Origin of the sequence: Photobacterium kishitanii (genome assembly GCF_003026355.1) — a bacterium.
Classification (GTDB): domain Bacteria; phylum Pseudomonadota; class Gammaproteobacteria; order Enterobacterales; family Vibrionaceae; genus Photobacterium; species Photobacterium kishitanii.
Genome location: NZ_PYON01000022.1, coordinates 1 through 22,248 on the forward strand (window position 1 = coordinate 1; position 22,248 = coordinate 22,248).

At 38.3% G+C, this 22,248-nt stretch carries 19 protein-coding genes; 12 read left to right on the forward strand and 7 right to left on the reverse strand.

Features of this window, described 5'->3' with window-relative positions; genetic code table 11:
• Positions 1–81: 81 nt before the first annotated feature.
• Positions 82–732, forward strand: a complete 651-nt coding sequence (locus tag C0W29_RS18435) for a DUF1919 domain-containing protein (protein WP_052671706.1) — start codon at positions 82–84, stop codon at positions 730–732.
• Between the two features lie 67 nt (positions 733–799).
• Here the strand turns inward: C0W29_RS18435 and C0W29_RS18440 are convergent, their stop codons facing one another.
• On the reverse strand, positions 800–2,425 hold the full coding sequence (locus C0W29_RS18440) for an AMP-binding protein (protein ID WP_173425434.1): 1,626 nt from the start codon (positions 2,423–2,425) through the stop codon (positions 800–802).
• Between the two features lie 286 nt (positions 2,426–2,711).
• A complete protein-coding gene (locus C0W29_RS18445) occupies positions 2,712–3,965 on the reverse strand; it encodes a leucine-rich repeat-containing protein kinase family protein (RefSeq protein WP_045045587.1) in 1,254 nt (417 codons plus the stop codon).
• 219 nt (positions 3,966–4,184) lie between these two features.
• On the opposite strand from C0W29_RS18445, the gene C0W29_RS18450 reads away from it, so the two are divergent.
• The 7 genes from C0W29_RS18450 to C0W29_RS18480 all read left to right on the forward strand — a co-directional run bounded on the left by C0W29_RS18450 (position 4,185) and on the right by C0W29_RS18480 (position 11,087).
• Positions 4,185–4,910 carry a L,D-transpeptidase family protein gene (locus tag C0W29_RS18450; RefSeq protein WP_045045588.1) on the forward strand — a complete coding sequence of 242 codons (726 nt, stop codon included), beginning with the start codon at positions 4,185–4,187 and terminating at the stop codon, positions 4,908–4,910.
• A gap of 130 nt (positions 4,911–5,040) precedes the next feature.
• Complete coding sequence (locus tag C0W29_RS18455) at positions 5,041–5,502, forward strand: TetR family transcriptional regulator (protein ID WP_036791457.1); 462 nt, start codon at positions 5,041–5,043, stop codon at positions 5,500–5,502.
• Between the two features lie 227 nt (positions 5,503–5,729).
• Positions 5,730–7,145, forward strand: a complete 1,416-nt coding sequence (locus C0W29_RS18460; protein ID WP_045045589.1) for a TolC family protein — start codon at positions 5,730–5,732, stop codon at positions 7,143–7,145.
• On the forward strand, positions 7,145–8,119 hold the full coding sequence (locus C0W29_RS18465; protein ID WP_036791451.1) for an HlyD family secretion protein: 975 nt from the start codon (positions 7,145–7,147) through the stop codon (positions 8,117–8,119). The genes C0W29_RS18460 and C0W29_RS18465 overlap by 1 nt, the downstream gene beginning before the upstream one ends.
• 4 nt (positions 8,120–8,123) lie before the next feature.
• Positions 8,124–9,308, forward strand: a complete 1,185-nt coding sequence (locus C0W29_RS18470) for an ABC transporter permease (protein WP_045045601.1) — start codon at positions 8,124–8,126, stop codon at positions 9,306–9,308.
• Positions 9,295–10,437 (forward strand): ABC transporter permease, encoded by a 1,143-nt coding sequence (locus C0W29_RS18475; protein WP_045042937.1) that lies wholly within the window; start codon positions 9,295–9,297, stop codon positions 10,435–10,437. The genes C0W29_RS18470 and C0W29_RS18475 overlap by 14 nt, the downstream gene beginning before the upstream one ends.
• Before the next feature lie 176 nt (positions 10,438–10,613).
• Entirely contained in the window at positions 10,614–11,087 is a 474-nt protein-coding gene (locus tag C0W29_RS18480; protein ID WP_036791446.1) for an outer membrane lipoprotein, read from the forward strand.
• A 202-nt stretch (positions 11,088–11,289) separates the two neighbouring features.
• On the opposite strand, the gene C0W29_RS18485 is transcribed toward C0W29_RS18480, so the two are convergent.
• Positions 11,290–11,796 carry a hypothetical protein gene (locus C0W29_RS18485; RefSeq protein WP_045042938.1) on the reverse strand — a complete coding sequence of 169 codons (507 nt, stop codon included), beginning with the start codon at positions 11,794–11,796 and terminating at the stop codon, positions 11,290–11,292.
• 933 nt (positions 11,797–12,729) lie between these two features.
• Between C0W29_RS18485 and C0W29_RS18490 the strand changes: the two genes are divergently transcribed.
• Positions 12,730–14,016, forward strand: a complete 1,287-nt coding sequence (locus C0W29_RS18490) for an MFS transporter (RefSeq protein WP_036791441.1) — start codon at positions 12,730–12,732, stop codon at positions 14,014–14,016.
• A 91-nt stretch (positions 14,017–14,107) separates the two neighbouring features.
• Here the strand turns inward: C0W29_RS18490 and C0W29_RS18495 are convergent, their stop codons facing one another.
• The 3 genes from C0W29_RS18495 to C0W29_RS18505 form a co-directional block, all read right to left on the reverse strand.
• On the reverse strand, positions 14,108–16,087 hold the full coding sequence (locus C0W29_RS18495) for a flavohemoglobin expression-modulating QEGLA motif protein (RefSeq protein WP_045042939.1): 1,980 nt from the start codon (positions 16,085–16,087) through the stop codon (positions 14,108–14,110).
• Complete coding sequence (gene gshB, locus C0W29_RS18500; protein ID WP_036791437.1) at positions 16,074–17,099, reverse strand: glutathione synthase; 1,026 nt, start codon at positions 17,097–17,099, stop codon at positions 16,074–16,076. The genes C0W29_RS18495 and gshB overlap by 14 nt, the downstream gene beginning before the upstream one ends.
• Before the next feature lie 126 nt (positions 17,100–17,225).
• On the reverse strand, positions 17,226–17,582 hold the full coding sequence (locus C0W29_RS18505) for a MaoP family protein (RefSeq protein ID WP_036791434.1): 357 nt from the start codon (positions 17,580–17,582) through the stop codon (positions 17,226–17,228).
• A 221-nt stretch (positions 17,583–17,803) separates the two neighbouring features.
• Between C0W29_RS18505 and hdfR the strand changes: the two genes are divergently transcribed.
• Both hdfR and C0W29_RS21770 read left to right on the forward strand, forming a co-directional pair.
• A complete protein-coding gene (gene hdfR, locus C0W29_RS18510; protein WP_045042940.1) occupies positions 17,804–18,664 on the forward strand; it encodes an HTH-type transcriptional regulator HdfR in 861 nt (286 codons plus the stop codon).
• A gap of 225 nt (positions 18,665–18,889) precedes the next feature.
• The gene (locus tag C0W29_RS21770; protein ID WP_162836320.1) at positions 18,890–19,054 is read left to right on the forward strand and encodes a hypothetical protein; all 165 of its coding nucleotides are present in this window, start codon (positions 18,890–18,892) and stop codon (positions 19,052–19,054) included.
• A gap of 111 nt (positions 19,055–19,165) precedes the next feature.
• Here the strand turns inward: C0W29_RS21770 and C0W29_RS18515 are convergent, their stop codons facing one another.
• Positions 19,166–19,618 carry a hypothetical protein gene (locus tag C0W29_RS18515; RefSeq protein WP_036791429.1) on the reverse strand — a complete coding sequence of 151 codons (453 nt, stop codon included), beginning with the start codon at positions 19,616–19,618 and terminating at the stop codon, positions 19,166–19,168.
• A 293-nt stretch (positions 19,619–19,911) separates the two neighbouring features.
• Between C0W29_RS18515 and mrcB the strand changes: the two genes are divergently transcribed.
• Positions 19,912–22,230: a penicillin-binding protein 1B gene (gene mrcB, locus C0W29_RS18520; RefSeq protein ID WP_052671707.1), complete on the forward strand. Its 2,319-nt coding sequence runs from the start codon at positions 19,912–19,914 to the stop codon at positions 22,228–22,230.
• The last annotated feature ends 18 nt before the right edge of the window (positions 22,231–22,248 follow it).

A 22,248-nucleotide genomic window follows, 5' to 3' on the forward strand; every position in this document is an offset into this window, starting at 1 on the left:
ATTTGTTTGTTTTGTCTTGGTATAATTTATATAATAAATAATAGTTAATTTTTATATTTTAAAAATCCTCAAGGATAATCAATGATTCAACGAGTTATAGCATACGTTTATAAGAGAACCTTATTTAGAGTTTATCGATCTTATGTGAATGATAAACATAAGAAAAAACTAACGAATAAAAATTTTAGTATTATTTCCAATAACTGTATTGGTGGTATTACTTGCAGCGATTTAGATCAACCATTTAACTCACCTACAGTTGATTGTTTCTTTTATTCTAGTTGTTATGTTAAATTTTGTCAGGATCTAAAATACTATTTTTTACAAGAACTTGTTGAAGTTCCTGAATCAAAGTATGCCGGTAAATGTGACTATGTTGTTGCGCATCTAGATGATGTTGAAATTCACTTTATTCATGATCAAAATTTTTCATTAGCAAAAGAAAAGTGGGATCGCCGTAAGCAGCGTGTTAACTTTGATAACTTATTCTTTACTATGTCTGATCGTGATCTATGCGATGAGAGCGATGTTGATACTTTTTTGAATATAGATAAAGATCGTGCAATTTTCTTCTCGGCACAAAACCGTTCAAATGCGAATAACTTTATTTATTGCTATGATGAAAAAGGTGAAATTACAACACCTCTTTTTGCTATGTATCGTACTTTTGAAAAATATTTCAATATGGTTGAATGGCTTAATACGGGAAGTGTTAAAGCCAGTGAAAAATAAGATAATATATATAATAAGTACTAAATCTATTATTGGATTTAGTACTTAAATTTGAAAATACTATTTATTATTTCCATTTTATTAGTTGTTCATTATTCCAATTATCATCAATTGTTGCGTAATGTTGCTCTAGTACATGACGTTTAATTTTTAATGTTGGTGTTAATATATCATTTTCAATAGTCCACGGTTCTTTAACCATCAATACACCTTTGATTTTTTGATGGGACTCTAGTTCGTTATTTATTTTAACTAAAATGGCGAGTAGTTTTTTTTCATAGCGAGCCCGATTAAGATTTGGGTAATTATGAGCAACGGCTAACAATATTGGTGCTGACATCCCTGAACCGACTAAGCACACCATCTCAAAGTTACCGAGTTCCATGAAGCGTTTTTCAATCGGTACTGGAGATACAAATTTACCTTTGGCTGTTTTGAAAGTATCTTTTTTACGCCCTTGGATAGTTAAATAGCCGTCATCGTCTAAATCACCGATATCACCAGTATATAACCAGCCATCGTTATCAAAGCTTTCTTGCGTTGCTTGAGGATTATTGTAATAGCCACTAAATAGACCTTTACTACGAACAAGAATTTCTTTATCTGCTGCTATTTTTAATTCAATTCCAGGGCCTGCATTACCGACGGTACCTATTTTATCACTGCGATAGGGGTGGTTGAGGGTACTGTAAGCAAATGACTCCGTCATGCCCCATGCTTCGGTAATATTGAGGCCAATACTTTCATACCAATGTAATAAGCCTGCAGATACTGGTGCAGATCCACAGCCAAGTACACGCGCTTGGTCTAATCCTAATCCTTGAGCTAATTTACTTTTAATAAATGTTGATACTAAAGGAACCTTTAGCAGGATATTTAATTTAGCTTGGGGAAGTTTATCTTGTATCCGTTGTTGGAATAAGGTCCATAAACGTGGCACCGAAACAAAAACGGTTGGACGATGCATTTTCACATCATCAATAAAAGTATCGAGAGATTCAGGAAATGCGACTTGTAGTCCTGACATAATCGAAGCGCCAAAAATATAAACCCGTTCGGTAATATGTGCGAGCGGTAAATATGAAAATAAACGTTCGTTGTCTTCTAAACCAATATGTTCAATGATTTTTTGTGATGACCAGACAAATGCACCATAGGTTAGCATTGCGCCTTTTGGCATGCCAGATGTACCCGATGTATACACAATTGACATTAAATCGGTGTCATGGTGCGAGCGACGTTCTGACGTTGGTAAATACTGTTCAAGCAGATCGTTTAATTGGAACTGACATGCAGGTGTACCTGGATAAGAAAAAGCGATAGTAGGTAACTGTGAATGAGTGCTTACCACCTCATTGATAGCTGTTGGACTGTCGAGTTTTCCAATAATGATCAATTTTGCATCACTATGGTCAATACAATGAGCAATGGTGTCAGCACTGGCAGTCGGAAATATTGGCACACTCACATAGCCACCGAGCATCATGGCTAAATCACAAATAAACCATTCAGCACAATTTTTAGAGATTAATGCTATACGATCGCCTGGTTGAATTCCTAATTTTTGAAGTGCTGTTACTAGACGTTGGGCTTTATCCGCAACACTAGCGAAGGTGTAATTAACAAATTCACGATTGATAATTTGCTTTAAATAAATATCGTTAGGGCGTTCATTGGCCCATTTGATGATCATGTCAGCAGGTGTTTGTAGTTGAGCCATAAGTACTCCGTTTACAAATTGGCCGTGAATTATTTATGTTGCTAATATGTTAAATCTAAGTCGTTATATAAACGATAGTCAAGAATTATTATGCTAATTGTTTAGTAATGACCATAAGTGCCTGACGTGTGTTTCTTTTTATTGTATTGAATTTTATGGATTTTTATTTAAACGGATGTATGAAAGTCAGCTTATTAACTTACTCAATTTATGTTAAGTGTATAAATTGAGTAAGGGGGAAATGGTTAAATAATGATAATTAAGCCGCAATATAAGAGTGGGCTAGGGCATGTAATTGGTGATATAGCGTTGTGTGTTGATCTTCAATTTGGCAAACCGACAGCAAATCTTCGATAAAATATCCTACTGCTCGCCACTCAATAGCGGCTATTTTTTGTTGTTGTTCTGGTGACAGATCATCATAAATTGAAGCTGCGCCAAAATCGCCAACTAAAATGTTAGCATTGTCGTCGACTAATACGTTATGCGCATAAATATCACCATGGGCAACTCCTTGGGCTTGCATATGGTTAATGACAGCTTCCATTTGTTCAACAATTTTTGATATGGCTTCAATTGACAGTGTAAATTGGGCTGGAAATGTATCTCGAGTACAGGTCGTGAATGTTGGTGGTAAGCCGAGGTTATGATAATGCGGTGGAATTAAAGCCATTATCAAGGCGAGATAATTAGGTTCATTTACTTGTGCCAATGATGCGACTAAATTCGTATGAGACCCTGTTTTTAAGCAAGCATTTAATTCATCCTGTGGGTAACCATCTGAGGTTACTTGTCCTTTAAAAACTTTAACCGCGATATTTTTATCAAGTTGATGAGGGTTTGATAGCCACTGAGCTAATGAAATTACCCCAGAAGCGCCTTGACCCAATATTTTATCTAGTTGGTAATCTGTTGAAGCAACCGTCGGCAGTGGATTATCAACATGTTGATGGCGGTTGAAATCATTACCCGAAAAAGCCAACCAAGCTAGCTTAGGGAGGTTAAGTAATTGGTTTGGAAATGTAGTGAGTGCATTAGCTGACAATCGTATTAGCTGTAAGTTAACTAATTTATTCATAGTTAGCGGTAGTGCTGTCAGTGCATTACCTGCTAAGGCTAACTTTTGTAAACGGATGCAGTCGCCAATCGCTTCAGGAAGAGCGGTTATTTTATTGTCAGTTAAGATTAGCCAGCGTAATTTTTTAGGCAGTGCGTTTGCTGCAACGGTGGCGATTTGATTTGATTTGAAGCCTATCATTTCCAGATTGGGACACGCGCCTAAAATAGTGGGTAGTTCTGTAAAGTTGTTGTTTGAAATAAAAATAATACGCAATTTAGTCAATTGACTGAAACTATCAGGCAAATGCGTTAATTGGTTATTGGTCAGATCTAATATTTCTAAGCTGTTTGCAAGCGTTAGAATCTCTTCTGGAAATTGGGTCAGCTGTTCACTTAATGTTAAATGAGTAATGCCTTTAAGCTGGCCTAAGCGTAATTGTTCTAACGTATGCAAAATCGTCTCATTTTTGAATGATTATAATTGGTGGTAGCTATTGTAAAGATTTTAGACGGTTAGATCACTGCTGCTGTACAAGTTTACGATTTATCCACAATGTGAATATAAAGTGATGGTTATTTAATCAGGAGTTCAGGTAAACTAGCGCGATTCAGGTTGGTTATTACGTAAATTACCGTAATGTTATGCGTGTAGAAAATTATCATTGAGGGTAGTGTGCTAAAGAAAGTTATTTGTCCATTAATGCTAGTGCTATTACCAATAGAGTACGTACAGGCAGAGTCGTTATATATACCATCACCATCATCAACATATGCTCTATACCCACCCGCAGGTAGTCGTACTGTTACTGATGTTATGAATCGTTATACACCTTTTGTTGAACCAAGATTAAAACGCTATTTTGAAAATGTTGGATTAACCTACCCACCTCAAAATATCGCTCTATTTGCCATGAAACAAGAACGCAATGTTGAGTTGTGGGCGAAAGAAAATGGTAAGTGGTTATACGTTAAACGTTATGATATCAAAAAAATGAGTGGTCATACGGGGCCTAAAATGCGCGAAGGTGATAAGCAGGTGCCTGAAGGTGTTTATCAAGTATCGTTGCTAAATCCTAATAGCCGTTATCATTTATCAATGAAGCTTAATTACCCTAATGCATTTGATCGCAAGTACGCACAATTAGAGGGGCGTCATGCGCCGGGCAGTAATATTTTTATTCATGGTAAACAAGCCTCAGTCGGATGTTTAGCGATGGGGGATTATGCGATTGAAGAACTGTTTTTATTAGCCGAACGAACAGGCATTGATAATATCGAAGTATTAATTAGTCCACATGATCCTAGAAAAGGTAAATTGTTAGCCGCTAACTCCCAACCTTATTGGACTAAAATTTTATATCGTGATATTGAACAACATGCGAGAAAATTTAATCGTTAATTATGTGGTTAAACCCTAGTTAACCGAAAAGCATTTTGTAATACTACAGCGAACCAATATTCTTGACGTTATTATTAAGCGTCAAGGGTATTACCGTTGCATAAAATGATTAGAACAGAGTCAACGCATTATGCCAAAGCGTAGTAAAGAAGACACCGAAATCACCATTCAGACTATTATGGATGCAGTAATAGAGCAAATACTGACGTTAGGTTACGATAAAATGTCGTACACAACCTTGAGTAACCAAACTGGAATATCAAGAACAGGTATTAGCCACCACTTCCCTAAAAAGCAAGATTTTGCTCACGCACTTGATGAGCGTATCTACCATCTCTTTGTTGATAAATTGGATCTAACAGGCGATTTGCAGGCATTTGCAATAAGTTGGTCTGCTGCATTAGAAGATGAAAATTTTCGGGCTATTTTACGATTATTGTTTCACCATATTTCTTCAGCTGAAACATCTCATGAATTTGCTCATCGCGGTATCGAACGGTTGTTTACACTGTGTGAACAACGTTATGGCAAGCAAAGTATTGTCGAATTAGAGTGTCTATTAGGACGTTCATTAATTCGTCTAGCCCGTTAAGTATTATTGATTTGATGACGATTAGTTTTATGACTAAATATAAATAGCCCACATTGATTGTGGGCTATTTTATTTATAAGCCATTATGAAATTAGTATCTATGTCAGTTAGATAAGTAATTAAAATGGAGTAATATTATAAAGAAGCTGCTAAAATTTACTGTTTTAGAGTATATGCTCTATATTTGTGGTGGCGCATTGGCTAGGAAAGAACGTAAGGGTTAGTACATGAAAATAAGGCCATTGATGGTGAAGCAATTGACAATTGTACTGTTGGCAATCGTACCGACAGCGTATGCAGCGCCAGTGAGTTTTAATGATGCTTGGCATACTGTTGTAACAACAAATGATGGTTTAGCAGCAGATCGCGCCAGTGTTGAACAAGCGCAATACATGCAAGATGCTGCTAAAGATTTGTATTTACCCAAAGTAACTGTGGGAGCGAATTACACCCACTTAGATCATGATATTAAATTGTCGCCTTCAGATGTTTTTAGCAGTATGCCTGCCTCAAATACTGAGATCGGTAAAATTATTAATAATATTGTTTCTAATTCACAATTAAATTCTGCTTTTACGTCAACTATTTCTGATCGGGATGTATTTACTAGTTCGATTCGGGCGATATGGCCAATCTTTACCGGTGGGCGAATTAACGCCGCTCAAGATATTGCGCAAGGTAAAACCGACCAAGCTAAATATATGTTAGCGATGCAACAACAGGCAAAGTTTGAAGATTTATCACGTTTTTATTTTGGTGTGGTACTCGCTAAAAATGTATTACAAACACGTACTGAAGTTGAAAACGGTTTAAAACGTCATTATCAACATGCAGTAAAGCTTGAACAACAAGGTCAAATTGCCCGTGTTGAGCGCCTACAAGCACAAGTTGCTTATGATAAAGCCAAAGTTGAACGTCAGAGCTCACTTCGTGACTTAGAAATAGCGCAAGTGGCGTTAACTCAGCTCTTAAAGCAATCGACACCTGTGACGCCATCTACTGGATTATTTATTAATAATTCGTTGCCACCGATGTCTGCTTTTGTCGATAAAACCTTAGCCACCTATCCAGGTTTGCATATTTTAGATGCCAAACGTAAACAAGCTGGTGGGCTGATTGATGTCGAAAAAGGTAAGTATTACCCTGAAGTGTACTTATACGGTGATTATAACTTACATGATAGCGGTAGTTTAGCTGCCACGATGGCACCTGATTGGGCTGTGGGTGTGGGGGTGAGTGTGCCACTGATTGATAATTCTGGTCGTTCAGGAAAATTAAGTGCTGCCCATTCAATGGTAACGCAAGTGAATCATTTACAAGCACAAGCTCAGCAAGATTTAACGGTCTTGGTTGAAAAAACCTATCGTGAAGCTAAACAAGCCTTAGAAGAATATAACGGTTTAGCGTCTAGCTTGGCACTGGCGAATGAAAATAGTGCATTGCGTGAAAAAGCATTTGGGCAGGGGTTGTCAACGTCATTAGATGTGGTTGATGCTGAGTTATTTGTGGCCAGTATTAAAACCCAACGCTTAGCGGCAGCTTATCAATATGTAGCGTGTTTAACCCGTTTACTTGCCATTAGTGGTGAGATGAATACATTTAAAAATTATCAGCAATATCAAGGGATAGAGGTCAAATTATAATGAGTAAGTTAAAAGCAATTGCTGTCGCTATTCCTGTTATCGCTGTGGTTGGATGGATCGGCTATACCTTCTGGCATGCTTACCAACCTCAACCTGAACGTATGCAAGGTCAAATTGAAGCTCAACAATATAATATCGCCTCAAAAGTGCCAGGCCGTATTGATAAAGTATTAGTTCGCAAAGGTGATGAAGTACAACCTGGACAATTGATTTTTACACTTTTAAGCCCTGAAATTGATGCTAAATTAGAACAAGCCCAAGCTGGTGAGCAAGCCGCAGGTGCATTAGCACAAGAAGCGGAAAAAGGTGCGCGTATCCAACAAATCGCTGCCGCTAAAGATCAATGGGGAAAAGCGAAAGCTGCTGCTGCCTTAATGCAAAAAACGTATGTCAGAATCAATAATCTTTATAACGATGGTGTGTTAGCAGAACAAAAGCGTGATGAAGTATACACCCAGTGGCGAGCTGCTCAATTTACTGAAAGTGCGGCTTATCAAATGTATCAAATGGCCAAAGAAGGTGCACGGGTTGAGACTAAACGTGCTGCTCAAGAAAAAGTTAAAATGGCAGCAGGTGCAGTGGCAGAGGTTCAAGCTTATGTCGCGGATACTAAAGTCAGTAGTTGGCATAAAGGCGAAGTGTCACAAGTCTTATTACATGATGGAGAGTTAGCGCCACAAGGTTTCCCTGTGGTTAATATTATCGATATTAGCGATGCGTGGGCAGTATTTAATGTTCGAGAAGATAAACTTAAAGATTACCAAGAAGGTAAAACGTTTAAGGTTACTATTCCCGCTTTAGGTAATAAAAGTTATCAGCTGAAAGTCACGCATGTGGCGGTCATGGGGGATTTCGCAACTTGGCGTGCAACCGATACAGCCAAAGGTTTTGATATGCGAACGTTTGAAGTTGAAGCTCGCCCAACTCAGCCTATTGAGGGTTTACGAGTTGGTATGAGTGTGATTGTTGAGTAATGATATGGTTGTATATTCAGCAATAAAAACTGAGTGGCGCACTATCTGGCAAGATAAATGGTTGCGAGCATTGGTGGTATGGCTACCTGCAATACTGTTTCTTACTATGTGGGCGATTTTTGCCACGGGTATTGCGCGGAACTTACCTGTTGGGGTGGTTGATCTTGATCACAGCCAAATGTCACGTCAATTAACGCGTTATATTGACGCGAGTCCAAGCATGGCAGTAACAAGGCAGTTCACTGATGATCACACTGCTAGTGCTGCTATGCGCGCTAATGATATTTATGCAATGGTGGTGATCCCCGATAATTACGAGAAAGACGTTAAACTTGGCGAGACACCACAAATTACAACATTTTATAATGGTCAATTTATCTTAATTGGTAAATTAATTAATGCTGCAATGTTGCAAGTTGAAGGGACATATAACGCGGGTGTTGAAGCGATGAGGAATATGAGTTCCGGATCACCAGTACCGCTGCAAGCATTAGGACAGGCTGTGCCTATTCAAGCGCAGATAACGCCATTATTTAATAGCAATAGTCATTATGGCCAATTTTTGGTTTCGGCGATTATTCCCTCCATTTGGCAAATTTTAATTGTAGCAACCACAGTGTTGGCAATCGCGCATGAAGCCCGTGGGCAAGGATTATGGCGTTGGTTAGCGCAGACACCATGCCAAAAGTTATTGGGAAAATTACTCGCTTATTCGGGGTTGTTTTTAATTCAGGGCATTTTGTTTTTATGGTGGATGTATGTCGTGCTTGATTGGCCAATGCATGGCCATTGGGGATTATTAATTTTTGCTCAAGTGCTAATGGTTTTTGCTTGTCAAAGTATGGGGAGTTTGATTTATTTTGTCGCAATGGAAATTCCACGAGCGATGAGTTTTGTTGCTGCTTATACCGCACCAGCATTTGCTTTTATGGGGATTACCTTTCCTGCTGCTGATATGCCTATTATTGCTAAAGTATGGCGTGGATTATTACCTGTTAGCCATTATATTGACGTGCAATTACAGCAAGTTGATTATGGTACTGGCTGGTATCAAGCATCGCATCAACTATTGGTGTTAAGTAGTTTTATGTGTGCTTTATTACTTGCGATGGGAGTAATGTTAGTACATCGAAATAAAGCATTAGCGAAGATATCGACACAGCAGGGAGATCGCCATGAGCTGGGGTGATTTATTTAAGCATGAACTAAAAGCTATCTTCAGTAATTTCTCGCTGGTGTTTACTGTTTTTGGTGGAGTAGTGTTTTATTCATTTTTATATCCATTACCTTACCTTAATGAATTACCGCGAGAACAACGAGTCGCAGTGGTTAATCTTGACCATAGTCAAATGAGTCGTGAATTAATTCGTATGGCTGATGCGACCCCACAAGTTCAAATTACTGAGCATCTTGGTAGTCTGAATGCTGCTAAAATCGCGTTGGAAGATCGTCAAGTTGACGGTATTTTAGTGATTCCTGAGCATTTTTATCGTGATGTGATGATGGGGACCAGTCCAACTTTGGCTTATGCTGGCAATGCGGCACTATTTTTAGTTTATGGAACCGTAGTTGAAGGTTTAAATGGTGCAGGTAATGCGTTAGCGATTAAAGCGAAAGTAAATCGTATGATGTTGACTGGTGATGGTGCCGTCGAGGCAACACAGCATGCGACAGCAATGAAGCTTAATATGCGACCAGTATTTAATGTCACGATGGGCTATATCAATTATGTGGTACCCGCCGTGTTTGTGTTAATTCTTCATCAAACTTTATTGATAGGGGTTGGCATGATGGGGGCTGCTGAAACTGAAGCACGTGCCGCGGGGAAAACCGGCTATTGGGCGCAATATCCAGTTTGGATGGTAATGATAGTACGTGCACTATTGTTTACCTTAATCTATCTACCATTAGTGATGTATTACTTTGGCTTCAGCTATGTCTACTACGGTGTGAATCGGTTAGCGTCGATTAATGATCTGCTTATGATGACTATTCCGTTTTTATTAGCGGTGATCATGTTAGGTATGGTACTAGGACAATTATTACCTCGTTGTGAATTAGTGACACTCGTGGTGTTATTGAGCTCATTACCCTTAGTGTTTAGTGCTGGATTTATTTGGCCTCCCTCTGCCATACCGACTGAGATTAATGTGATAGCGCAACTTGCACCTTCTACTGCCGCAATTAATGGTTTTCTTGGCCTCAATCAGCTTGGAGCGACTTTTGCGCAAGAGATTGATCGCTGGGGACAGTTGTGGTTGCAGTTTATTAGTTTTACTGCAATCAGCTATTGGTTGATGCGTCGATCACGACAATAAAGTAATAATGTTAATAAAAAGAGCATATTGATGCTCTTTTTTTTGCAATTAAATGTACGCTGTTTTATATTGACAGCCATTAGGTAAATAAGATGTGGTAAATGTTAAATTAACAGCCACACTTAATAAGCAAAGTTACGTTTAACTAGTAGGAGGTTGTCTTGAGTCATAAATCAATGGCGAATAAAAAAGTAATGGTCGCTGTGGCGATGATGTTGTCATTAGGTGTCGTCGGCTGTGCTCAAAACCCTTATGGTGATGCTTACAATGTTGGTGAAGCTCGCACTATGCAAACGGTTTTGACTGGGACAATTACTAAACTTGATGCTGTAACAATGAGCTCTGATGGTGAAAGTACTATTGGTACACTTGCTGGTGCTGCTATTGGTGGCATTTTAGGGTCGAAAGTTGGTGGCGGTTCAGGCTCTGATATTGCTGCAATTGGTGGTGCCCTTGCGGGTGGTGCTTTAGGTAATAGTGCTGGTGGTGCGATCAGTAAACGTCAGGGCGTCAATATTGTTATTAAGTTAGATAGTGGTCGTACTGTTGCGGTTGTACAGCAGGTTGATCCTAATATGATCTTCCGTGTGGGTCAGCGAGTTGATATTTATCAACAAGGCCGTACCACGCGTGTTGTACCTGCAAATTAACTTGAAAGACTGATACATAAATAAGGCAGTGAATACTGCCTTATTTATTGTAAATCGTATTGAGCTGTAATAGTGCTCGAGCTTAGTAATTAATGGTGTCACAATCAGTACATGACGGCTCACTATCATAAGTTTCGAATTGGTATTTATGCATAGAGGAGTAAGCTTCTATAGTACGAGGTAATTAATGTAACTAATTTTGTTATAATTTTGTGGTAAACCATATTGTGGCCACTAATACCAATAATGATAGAATCACAAATAAGGTGATTATAGGTGTGCGTTTAAATATCCCAAACCCAGGCCACATTTTCTCATTACATACTTTGAATTTATAATAATCAAAGGCTCCCAAATAAGAATATATTCCTACCGCAAACGCTCCAAAGACATAAAAGCGAGCCATTGATTCAATATGCAAGGTGTAAGTTGTAATAATAAATAGGCTCTTGATGAGCATTACTAAGCCAGTTAAAACAAAGCCTTTCCCCCACATTTTCTTAGCAAAGTACCAGAACCCACCAAATATCAGTGGCCAGAGTAAACAGACTAATGACGATTGATCCCACCACGATAACGCTGAATATTTCTTATTATGAATGGTTAAGGTTATTATTGATTTAGCTTCTGAGCCACCGATACTATTAAATAATTGGAAACGTTTTTTCCATCCATTACTAACCTTTAATTCTTCAATTTTATTTACCATTATAATTGTCTCTTTTTTATTGTAGATTGAGTTAAAACGCACTCGATATTTATTCGTTATAGTCTCTAACATAAGGAGAAGAGTAAGTTTTGGAATGAAAAAGCCATGAAATGAATTTTTTCATATTAAATCCTGTATGTAGTTAAAACTTTTAATCAATAAAACTTAATTAAGGATCTAATAGGAGAGAGAATTCTAGTATTTATTTTAAATATGACTTTACTTATTGGAGATAAGTGTCAATTAATACTCTTATAAATAAATTATAAACTGATTATCTATATTAATAATATGGATTAATATTTAATTAAACTAATCGTAATAATCTATTATTTTCATTACTATAAGCTATCGGATTCTATTAATATGGCTAGTAATAAGCGAAATAAAATAAATTTTTATATTTAGAGCAGGCTGTCAGGAGTTAAACTTTGGCCATTTATAACTGGTATTCAGAGATGCTCTATCTGCATATGCTATAACATTAAGGGATGCTTACTACGTTGTACAGTTTAATTTAACATTAAATAAATTTTACTTTTTACAGACTATATTTTTATTCGTTGTTGTTTAAGAAAATAATATCACGTTTGTTTTTTATTGCTATTTTGATGCCAATGTTGATCTTTTTGATGTTTGTTGTGTGCTCGGTGGTTATATTTTTAACCTAGATAGAAGGCTTTTTTAGCAAACTATTATTCTGTCAGTGATCAATTGATGATCTTGAGATGCTGTTATTTTTAATTATTTAGGTTTTTATTCTGAATGATGGTTTTTTATAGGTTTTTTATCTGGTCTGATAAGTTTATGCATATTGCTTGTGAATGAATATTCCAAAGTATAGAAAATGAGCGAATAATTAATTTGTAACTAATTGTGTCAAAGAGTACGCTGTGCGCTTTCTAAAAAACCTCTTTGAACGACTCATATTTGATGAACAATTCTAAACTAGATGCGACTTATAAACGCCTTCGTTGGCAAATAATTATTACTACTTTCTTGACCTATACAGTGATGTATATCTCAAGAAAAGCGTTTGCTGCCGCTGCGCCATTATTAATGAAAGATCTAGGCATGACCATGGTTCAATTTGGTTTAGCCTCATCGATTTATTATATTTTATACGGCCTTTCAAAATTTAGTTCTGGTCTTTTAGCTGATAAAATTAACCCTCGTTTGTTTCTAGCGCCAGTGTTAGTCATTATTGCGATTATTAACGTTGGTATTGGTATGACTAATAGCGTTACGATGCTGTTAGTGCTGTATTGTTTGACCGCTGTTGTTCAAGGCTGTGGTTTTCCACCGATTGCTAAAGCGATCAGTCAGTGGTATTCAAAGTCTGAGCGTGGTGGTTGGTATTCATTATGGAATACATCCCACAATGTCGGTGGCGCATTGGCACCGTTAATTGCTTCTGCTGTTATTGCTTATACAGGTAACTGGCGTTATGCGTTTTATGTACCAGCAGCGATTACTGCAGTACAGGCCTTGATCGCGGCTATTTTGATGCGTGGTAAACCTGAAAATTACGGTCTACCTAATGTCGGTGAATGGCGTAATGATACCAAGCAATTAGAGATCAATAAGCGCTCTGAAGCTGGTCTATCAATGTGGGTTATGTTTCAACGCTACATTTTGACTAACCCGATTATTTGGTTAGCGATCGGTGGTGATTTATGTATTTATGTGATTCGTACTGTTTCAAGTGACTGGGTGAGTGTTTACTTCGTTGATGTCCTACATTGGGACTTAATTAGATCGAACTCATTAGTTGCTTGGTTTGAAGCTGGTGGTATTTTAGGCGGTCTGACATCAGGTATTATTTCTGATAAGTTCTTTGGCGCCGATCGTTGGAAAACAATTTTAATTTACTGCTTTGTATTAATTGCTGGTATGGTCGGTGTTGCTTTAACTATCCATATGAGCTACTTACTTGTTGCGCTGTGTTTCTTTGTTATTGGTGCCGGTATTTACGCGCCACAGATGTTGTTTGCATTAGGTATCATTGAAGCATCTCACGCTGATGGTGCGGGTGCTGCAACGGGTCTTAAAGGTGGTGTAACTTACATTGGTGCTGCACTTGCTGGTGCGCCAATAGCAATGATTGAAACAGCCTATTCTTGGAATGGTGTGTTTGTATTGCTAGCCGGTATTGCCGTTACGTTAGTTATTTTAACTTGTGTTATTATTCGCGTTGATAGTAAACGCTTACCTATGTAATTCGTTGATACTATTAATAATAAAAAAGCGACCGCTATGGTCGCTTTTTTAGTGTTAGTTACAATAGAAAATCGCTATTGATAACCAAATATTAACGAATTGAATTCAGCATAAAGTCCATTACTGGATCGATTTCTGCTTCAATCGAAAGTGCTTTTGGCATAAAACTTGGTGTTTTAAGAATTCCGCGTTCAATTAATTCATCGAGCAATGGTTTAAATTCAAACCCTGTTTTACCAATGAATAATGAGGTTAAGTCTTCCGTTTTATAAGCCTGGATTGCGTCTTTTAAGCCACGTAGATACAGGAAGTCTTTAGTAAAACCACCGCCACGATAAGCGCGTGCAGTAATGGTAAATGCTTCATCATCACACACATCATAATCATGACGTAGACTATTAAAGCAGTCATTAAAGCTATCGCCATTGACCATCATTTCTACTGCAACTACACGTAACGCCAATGTTTTTAGACGATGCAGTGGGAAGCTACCCGATAAATGCTCACATAAAATCGCTAAGCCTTCTTGGGTATGGGTGTTACCCGGTAAGCCTAATTGTAGAATTTTAAGTGGCTGTCTTTCAGCGTTGACTGATGTAACAAGGTGAACGCCTAACTCATGGTGGATTAAGGCATCTAAGTCACCTTGAGTAAAGCGACTATTTGGGTTGACCTTGATAACCTTGCCACTCACCATTGCACGAGCAATTAACTGCTTAGATGATACGACTTTACAAGGGATATCATATTCAGCAGCCGCTATTTTAAACGCTTCGATTGCTTCTTTAGCACTGATGTTTGCTGGTTGCTGTTCTTTATATTCGCAGGCATGCAAAATAAATTTAGCATTAGCAATATCACGCTCATCTGGCTGGCCGTAGTAACGCAGTGAGTTATATAAAAACTCATCAGTGCCAATACTGCATAGAAGATCAATACGAACAGCTAACTGATCGATGACTTTACGATACATTTTTTGTACGTCAGCATCACGGATTGTCTCAACCGGTAAACGGTAAAGCTGCTCACGGAATTTATACGGATCCAAATCCAATTGACGATAAGTAAATTGTGGTTGGTAGCTGTATGGTTTACTTAAAAAGCGTCTTTTTTCTTGTTTTAAGTTAGTTGGGTTAATATAGCTTAAGGTATTAATTCCTTTTGCTATTTTATACAACTGACGATCAAGATTAATCACTTCTTTAGATAGATTCGATGCAAGCACATCACTACCCGTTAGCCCTTTGGCTTTGGTACGTTTAGTGATAGTGAACGCTGCATGTTCAGTGATCACTGTCTTCATCGATTCTTTTAGCTTTTCAATAACGAGTGGGTAAGCTTCACCCCCTTCTTCGTTCATGAAAATCTTTTTCACTTCAATTGGCATAATTAAAGTGTTTTTGAAGTGTTGCTTAATAAAAGTCGCTTGGTAGCCTAGGCCTTTAAAAATATCATTTTCAAGCGCAATAACATCAATGTTAGGCAATTCAACAGTATTAAGCCCTTCAAGTAACACATCAATTTCTTTGCGCCATCGACGACGGTTAACCTGCATCGTACCAAGATTAAATGTTGGTGTTACAGTATCAATGCGTTGGTAGTTATACGAATGAATATCGTAAATTAGGCATAAACCAAATTGCAGCTCTAACGTCTCAACTAAGCATTGTAGAATGCGGTAGTAACTTTGGTGTTTGGCCAAAGTTATTTCACGTTCAGCATCGCTTAGAGGTGCTAACCAGACATTTTTTCCCCATGCGTCGTCGTAGATACAGTTTTCAGGTGCACGATTGAGATCATACTCATAACGTGAATCCTTACCTTGCAATACTATCGGCAATGAGGAAATGAAGTCACCAGTAAAGGGATCTTCTTCAAAATAACGTTCTTCTTCTGTCAACGCACACTGTGATTGCAGTGATTGACGCAGTTGGTGACCGTTATGGATCGCAGTTGCAATATAAGGTTGATATTCACTAATGCGAATCATCAAGCTACCATCGTCAAGATGCGCCTCAAATGGCGTAAGACTACGTATTTTTTCTAAAATCTCTAACTCAGTAAGCTGCATCTGCAATTACCTTCCGAAAATCATTTTTGCGAGTGATTCCAACTTCTTTTGCAATCACAACGCTTTCCACAAAATCAAGCACATTGCGTTGTAACTTCACGCGATTTAGGCGGTTAATACGAGTAATGCCGCCTGGGCTTAGTACATTAACTTCAACTAATTTACCGTTAATAACATCTAGACCGACGAAATAAAGGCCGTCGCGGACTAATTTAGGGCCAATATGTTTACATAGCGCTAATTCTTGCTTGGTTAAAACGTGTTTTACTTCGCGACCGCCAGCATGAATATTTGAGCGTACATCGCCTTCTGCTGGGATACGACGCATAGCACCAATAGGCTCACCATTTAATAACATGATGCGCACATCGCCTTGCTCAGCGCCTTCAATGTAGTCTTGTAGGATAACGTAGTTCTGATCATCCCCAATATAGAAATCTAATAATGATTTCACACTTGATTTAGCACTTTTCTCGATCAAGATCACGCCTTTACCACCGTAGCCATTTAATGGCTTCAGGATCATGCGATCTTGTGGTGATTCATCAAGTACACGCTCAAGGTAATCACGGTTTTTAGATACATGAGTAACAGGAATAAATTCCTTGTTTGGATCTGGCAATGAAGCGGTATAAAGTTTGTTATTCGCTACACGCAGGCCGTCAATATCATTAACGATAAAAGTGTGATCACGCACTGAATCAAGAAAATTCAGCGCCATGGTGTCTAATGGTGGGTTAGCACGCATAAAAATAACGTCAAAGCCTGCTAATGGTAGCTCGGCGTTATTAAATTCAGCTTTACGGTAGAAGCTTGGAATATTGTTTGAGACTTCACCTTTTTTTAATACGTTACAGAATGCAATTGCCATACTGTCGCGCATGGTTAAGTTACTCGGTGTTGTAATGGCAACCGTGTGACCGCGGCTTGCGGCTTCGTGAATCAAACGTAAAGTAGAGTCGTTTTCTGCTTCAACGCGTTCCCACGGATACATAACAAAACAAATTTTCATAGCTATACCAAAAAGTGGCCTGTTAAATTAAACACAGGCTAATATAAAGAAATAAGCCATCACACAGAGTGGGATGGCTTCATTTTGTTGGCGATTTTTTTGAAAATCCGTTTCTAAAAGTGTTGTCTAATAATCGAGATCGTTATCAGTACCACTGTCGCTGTCATCATCGTCACCGTATGAGCCTGTCGTATGAGCTCGTTGTGACACACATAATGTATAACTACGTGTTTTATGACTGGTGTGGTTTAGGTATTTAATCCAGCATTTGCCAAACTCAGACACGGCTTGTTGTTGACCATGTACTTCAGCTAAAAACTGAACCTCAGAGTCATCAATTGGTTGTGTCGTTCCGTCAAAGAGCGCACGCATAGAACGTCCATAGTTTTCTAACACGCTGGTTTCACTAATAGTAAAAACCCCTGAGCGATTAAAGCCGCGTGGGAAGTTTTTATCGTCGTAAAATTTACCTTCACTTCTCATTCATAAAGTCCTTGATGTGATTTGCGCTGATATTTATCCAGACTTGCGATGTTGTAAATCAATTATTTTTTATTGTTAAGATGAAAATATTTGATTAATATGCAGCGATAATAGGTTGTACTATCCCGCAAGATATTAATATTGAATCTATTCGCGATATAATAACTTATATATACCGTTGTTTTTCTATTTAACCTACTCTTATTATTGAGAATTTTGCCGTGGATACTGAATTACTTAAAACGTTCTTGGAAGTTACCAAAACACGTCACTTTGGTCGTGCTGCAGATAACTTATATTTGACCCAATCTGCAGTCAGCTTTCGTATCCGTCAGCTTGAGTCACAATTAGGTAATCCGCTATTTTCTCGTCAACGTGGAAATGTGCACCTTACTGCTGCTGGTGAACGTTTGCAGCCTTATGCTGAAGCTATTTTGCAAACTTGGGGGCGAGCTAAACAAGACGTTGCTTTAACTGATAGTTTAAATACCCAATTGACGATTGGTGCGTCACCTTTATTTTGGGAGTTTGATGGTATATCTGCTTGGATCAATCGTATCTATGCCACAGTGCCAGGTCTGGCGTTACGTTTAGAATCAGTGAAGCGAGAAGGAATGGCGAAACGGTTGTTTGATAAAAGTATTGATTTGTTTATTACTAGTGAACCGCCAAAAATTGAAAATTTGCATGTTCAAAAAGTACGTGATTATCAATTACAGTTAGTGACTAATGTGCCTAATTGTGATGTACATAGTGTACGTGATATGTCGCTTATTTATCTTGATTGGGGAACTCGATTCTCAGTTGAACACAGCCGCATACCTGAATTACAACGTACGCCTGTGTTACATACTCATTCATGTAAGATGGCGTTAGATTATATTTTAGCAAATGGTGGTGTTGGTTACTTCCCATCCCCCGTTGTTGCTAATAGCGCAGCTTTAGGTGAATTGTATGTTGTTGAAGATGCGCCAATTATGGAACAAAGCTTATATTTAGTTTGGCGTGAAGCTAATGATAAAGAAGCATTAATTAATGCAATTGTAGATGTGCCATTCAAGAATGTGATCGAAAGCATTTGATTTAAATTGTTTGTTATTACCAGTAAAATAACTTGTTGTACGGGAGTGAATTCCTGAATTAGTCTAAGAAAAACGTTGCTAAGGTAAGAAACAATGAAACATGGACCGGATTGTCTATCATGTTTTTTACGTTAACTTAGTACTGTTTTTTCACAATAGAACATTACAATTGCCTGTGTTCTATTCTAATAATTATCTACTCTGGATGTAGTTCAGGAAACGCAAATGGCTAAGTTAAACCAAAAATTTCACAAAGGCAGCAAATCAAAATTCAATTCTGAGTTTGCAGATGATTTTCAGGATTTAGATCTGCAATCTCGTGGTAAGAAGAAACGTCGTGTGACACGTTCGCGTTTCGATAGTCCGGAGTACAGTGATTTCGATTATTAATAGTGATGTGTAATTCACAATAAAAGATCGACAATTAATTATTAAAAAAGGCGTACCTAGAAGGGTACGCCTTTTTGTTATTAAAACTGTTATTTGTATAGCTAATAGTTACTATGAACTTTTTTGTTCACTTAATGAGGCATAGCGGTGCAGTAATTCAGTTAAGACACTCACCCAGCCAAAGGCATTATCTGGTGCGTTGGTTAAAATCTGCTCTACTTCAGCACAATGTTGTTCTAATGTTACTGCTTCTTCAAGCTGAAAAGATATTGCATAAAAATGCCATAGTAGTAAGCGGATCATACGCTCACTGTTTTGTTGGGCATTGTCAGAATCAGAAAATGCAATATTAACTTCCCCTAATGCAATTGCAGTCATTCGTAGCATCGCATCAAACTGGGTTGATTTTAGACGTTCGTCGCTGTCAATTTCTTCTTGATCGAAGGTAAATATTTCCTGCATCACATCTTCTGGTACCATACGACCTATTACGCGAAGGCTAAATTCTTCTAATTCATGTCGAGGCATGGTTAAAAGGCAGTTTAAGGTGTAATCACGTTGCATATAATTTCTCGCAGATACCACGACGCCGATCAGGATTGATCATATGGCGAATTATCAAAGGTACGTATTTTGGAGCATTTGTGCCCAAAAGGCTAATAAAACCCAAACTGATAGATTGATGTAAGAATATCTGACAACGTGATGACAACCTGATTAGCATATTTGGTTATGTTAATCATATTAAAGTCAGTGCGTAGGCACTGATCTCATTTAGCGAAGGCTTCACCAATATACGTTGATCACTTAATTATCGAATTTATGGTGACGACGAATTTATTACATTGAACAGGCTTATGACGTCAAATAATCAACAATCTACCCCTCAAGCACCTCAAATGAAGAAAAAACGTAGTGTGATTGTACGTGCCTTAATTGGTGCAACATTAATTGGTACTGCGGGTATGGCTTATTTAGGTTATGACTTGAACCAACAAATTAGTGCTAAGTTTGCTGGTCAATTATGGCAATTACCTTCAGTTGTCTATGCACGTGAGATGGCATTACAGCCCGGGGCGCCAATAACCTATAATACTTTAGTTAATGAGCTTAAAGTATTAGGATATCAAAAAGTTGCAAAGCCTGATCAAAGCGGTGAATATGCAGCAAATGGTTGGAAAGTTGATTTTGTACGTCGGCCATTTAACTTTAAAGAAGGGCCTGAAGGGGCGCGTCATGTTTCAGTGTCATTTAATAATGACAGTATAACTCGCATCATGGATTTAGATTCTAATAAAGAATTAGGATTTTTGCATATCGATCCAAAGATGTTAGGAATGTTAGAAGCACATTCAGACGAACAGCGTATTTATTTGCCTGAAGATAAAATGCCCAAACTACTTGTCGCAGGTTTAATCGATACTGAAGATCGCCATTTTTATGAGCATGATGGTATTTCCTTGGTAGGTATTGCGCGGGCGTTTATTGCCAATATTAAAGCAGGTCATACGGTACAAGGTGGCAGTACGCTGACGCAGCAGTTAGCTAAAAATATGTTTTTAAGCAGCCAGCGTACATTTTGGCGTAAATTTAAAGAAGCTTATATGGCGATCATCATTGATACTCGCTACGGTAAACAAGAAGTACTTGATGCTTACATGAACCAAGTGTACCTAGCTCAGTTTGGTGGGCATGGTATTCATGGTTTTGCTTTAGCGTCACGTTATTATTTTGATCGGCCGTTATCAGAGTTACGAGTTGATCAATTAGCACTGTTAATTGGTATGGTGAAAGGGCCAACATATTATAATCCTTGGCGTCATCCTGAACGTGCTAAAGAACGCCGTAATATCGTTTTAGACTTAATGAACAAAGACGGTGAAATCAGTGATACAGCTTATCAAGCGGCGATCAAACTACCACTTGATATTCAGGCAAAAGGTCAATTAGCTAAACGTCAACCTGCATATTTTGATCAAATTAAAGCTGAGCTAGAGCAAAAAGCTGGTGCAGCGTTTGAGGCTGGTAAAGGATTACGTATTTTTACCTCGCTAGATCCTCAATCACAAAAGCTGGCAGAAGCTGCGGTTGCTAAAGTGATGCCTGAAGTACAAAAACGAGCAGGCAAAGATTTACAAACAGCAGTGGTTATTGTTGATCGCACTACAGGTGAAATCCGCGCTATGATTGGCGGTGATCAACCTGGGTTTGCGGGTTATAACCGCGCTATTTATGCACAACGCCAAGTTGGCTCAGTGATTAAGCCGGCGTTATATCTTACTGCGCTAGAAAATCCAGCGAGATTTAGCCTGGCAAGCTCATTAAAAGATCAACCGTTATCAATTAAGATGCATGACGGTGCAACATGGAGCCCACGTAATTACGATCGTAAATACCGTGGTGAAGTGCCATTATTTGTTGCACTTGCCAAATCTTATAATGTTCCAACTGTTAATCTAGGTATGGCTGTTGGCGTTGATAAGATGTCTGAGACATTGACGAAATTAGGTATTGCTGAGCAAGATATTCCTCAAGTACCATCTTTGTTTCTGGGTTCAATTACCTTGTCGCCATTACAGGTTGCTCAAATGTATCAAGCGATTGGTAATGAAGGGTATTTAGCACCATTAACAGCCTTAAATGCCGTGGTTGATGAAAATGGCAAAGTGTTATATCAAAACTGGCCAAAAGCCGCTGAAGTGGTACCGCCACAAGCTGCATGGCTAACGATGTTTGCATTGCAAGATACGGTGAAATTTGGTACTGCTCATTCGCTGAATAAATTATTTCCTAATACCCATTTAGCGGGTAAAACAGGTACGACTAATAATGGCCGTGATAGTTGGTATGTTGGTATTGATGGTCGTGAGGTCGTGACTGTTTGGATGGGGCGTGATGATAATAAGAGCACCCATTTAACAGGAGCAAGTGGCGCATTGCGTCTTTACACTGATTATATTCAACATCGTAAACCTGAGCCATTATTGTTACGACAGCCTGCAAATATTGAAGCTGAAAATTATCAGATTGCAGCTGATGGTGAATATATTCCAAGCTGTAGCGGTCAAACGCGAATGCCTATTTGGGATCCGCATGGCGATCTTAAGCAGCATTGCCAAGCTGAGAAAGTGAAGCATAAAGTGGAAGGATTCTTCAATAAATTATTTAATTGGTAATTAGTACTTACTATCTTT

Excerpts from the sequence above, each read along its gene's own strand:
- C0W29_RS18435 (WP_052671706.1), top strand. The coding sequence starts at position 82 with ATGATTCAACGAGTTATAGCATACGTTTATAAGAGAACCTTATTTAGA.
- C0W29_RS18440 (WP_173425434.1), bottom strand. The coding sequence starts at position 2,425 with ATGATCATCAAATGGGCCAATGAACGCCCTAACGATATTTATTTAAAG.
- C0W29_RS18455 (WP_036791457.1), top strand. The coding sequence starts at position 5,041 with ATGCCAAAGCGTAGTAAAGAAGACACCGAAATCACCATTCAGACTATT.
- C0W29_RS18460 (WP_045045589.1), top strand. The coding sequence starts at position 5,730 with ATGAAAATAAGGCCATTGATGGTGAAGCAATTGACAATTGTACTGTTG.
- C0W29_RS18465 (WP_036791451.1), top strand. The coding sequence starts at position 7,145 with ATGAGTAAGTTAAAAGCAATTGCTGTCGCTATTCCTGTTATCGCTGTG.
- C0W29_RS18470 (WP_045045601.1), top strand. The coding sequence starts at position 8,124 with ATGGTTGTATATTCAGCAATAAAAACTGAGTGGCGCACTATCTGGCAA.
- C0W29_RS18475 (WP_045042937.1), top strand. The coding sequence starts at position 9,295 with ATGAGCTGGGGTGATTTATTTAAGCATGAACTAAAAGCTATCTTCAGT.
- C0W29_RS18480 (WP_036791446.1), top strand. The coding sequence starts at position 10,614 with ATGGCGAATAAAAAAGTAATGGTCGCTGTGGCGATGATGTTGTCATTA.
- C0W29_RS18485 (WP_045042938.1), bottom strand. The coding sequence starts at position 11,796 with ATGGTAAATAAAATTGAAGAATTAAAGGTTAGTAATGGATGGAAAAAA.
- C0W29_RS18490 (WP_036791441.1), top strand. The coding sequence starts at position 12,730 with ATGAACAATTCTAAACTAGATGCGACTTATAAACGCCTTCGTTGGCAA.
- C0W29_RS18495 (WP_045042939.1), bottom strand. The coding sequence starts at position 16,087 with ATGCAGCTTACTGAGTTAGAGATTTTAGAAAAAATACGTAGTCTTACG.
- gshB (WP_036791437.1), bottom strand. The coding sequence starts at position 17,099 with ATGAAAATTTGTTTTGTTATGTATCCGTGGGAACGCGTTGAAGCAGAA.
- C0W29_RS18505 (WP_036791434.1), bottom strand. The coding sequence starts at position 17,582 with ATGAGAAGTGAAGGTAAATTTTACGACGATAAAAACTTCCCACGCGGC.
- C0W29_RS21770 (WP_162836320.1), top strand. The coding sequence starts at position 18,890 with ATGGCTAAGTTAAACCAAAAATTTCACAAAGGCAGCAAATCAAAATTC.
- C0W29_RS18515 (WP_036791429.1), bottom strand. The coding sequence starts at position 19,618 with ATGCAACGTGATTACACCTTAAACTGCCTTTTAACCATGCCTCGACAT.
- mrcB (WP_052671707.1), top strand. The coding sequence starts at position 19,912 with ATGACGTCAAATAATCAACAATCTACCCCTCAAGCACCTCAAATGAAG.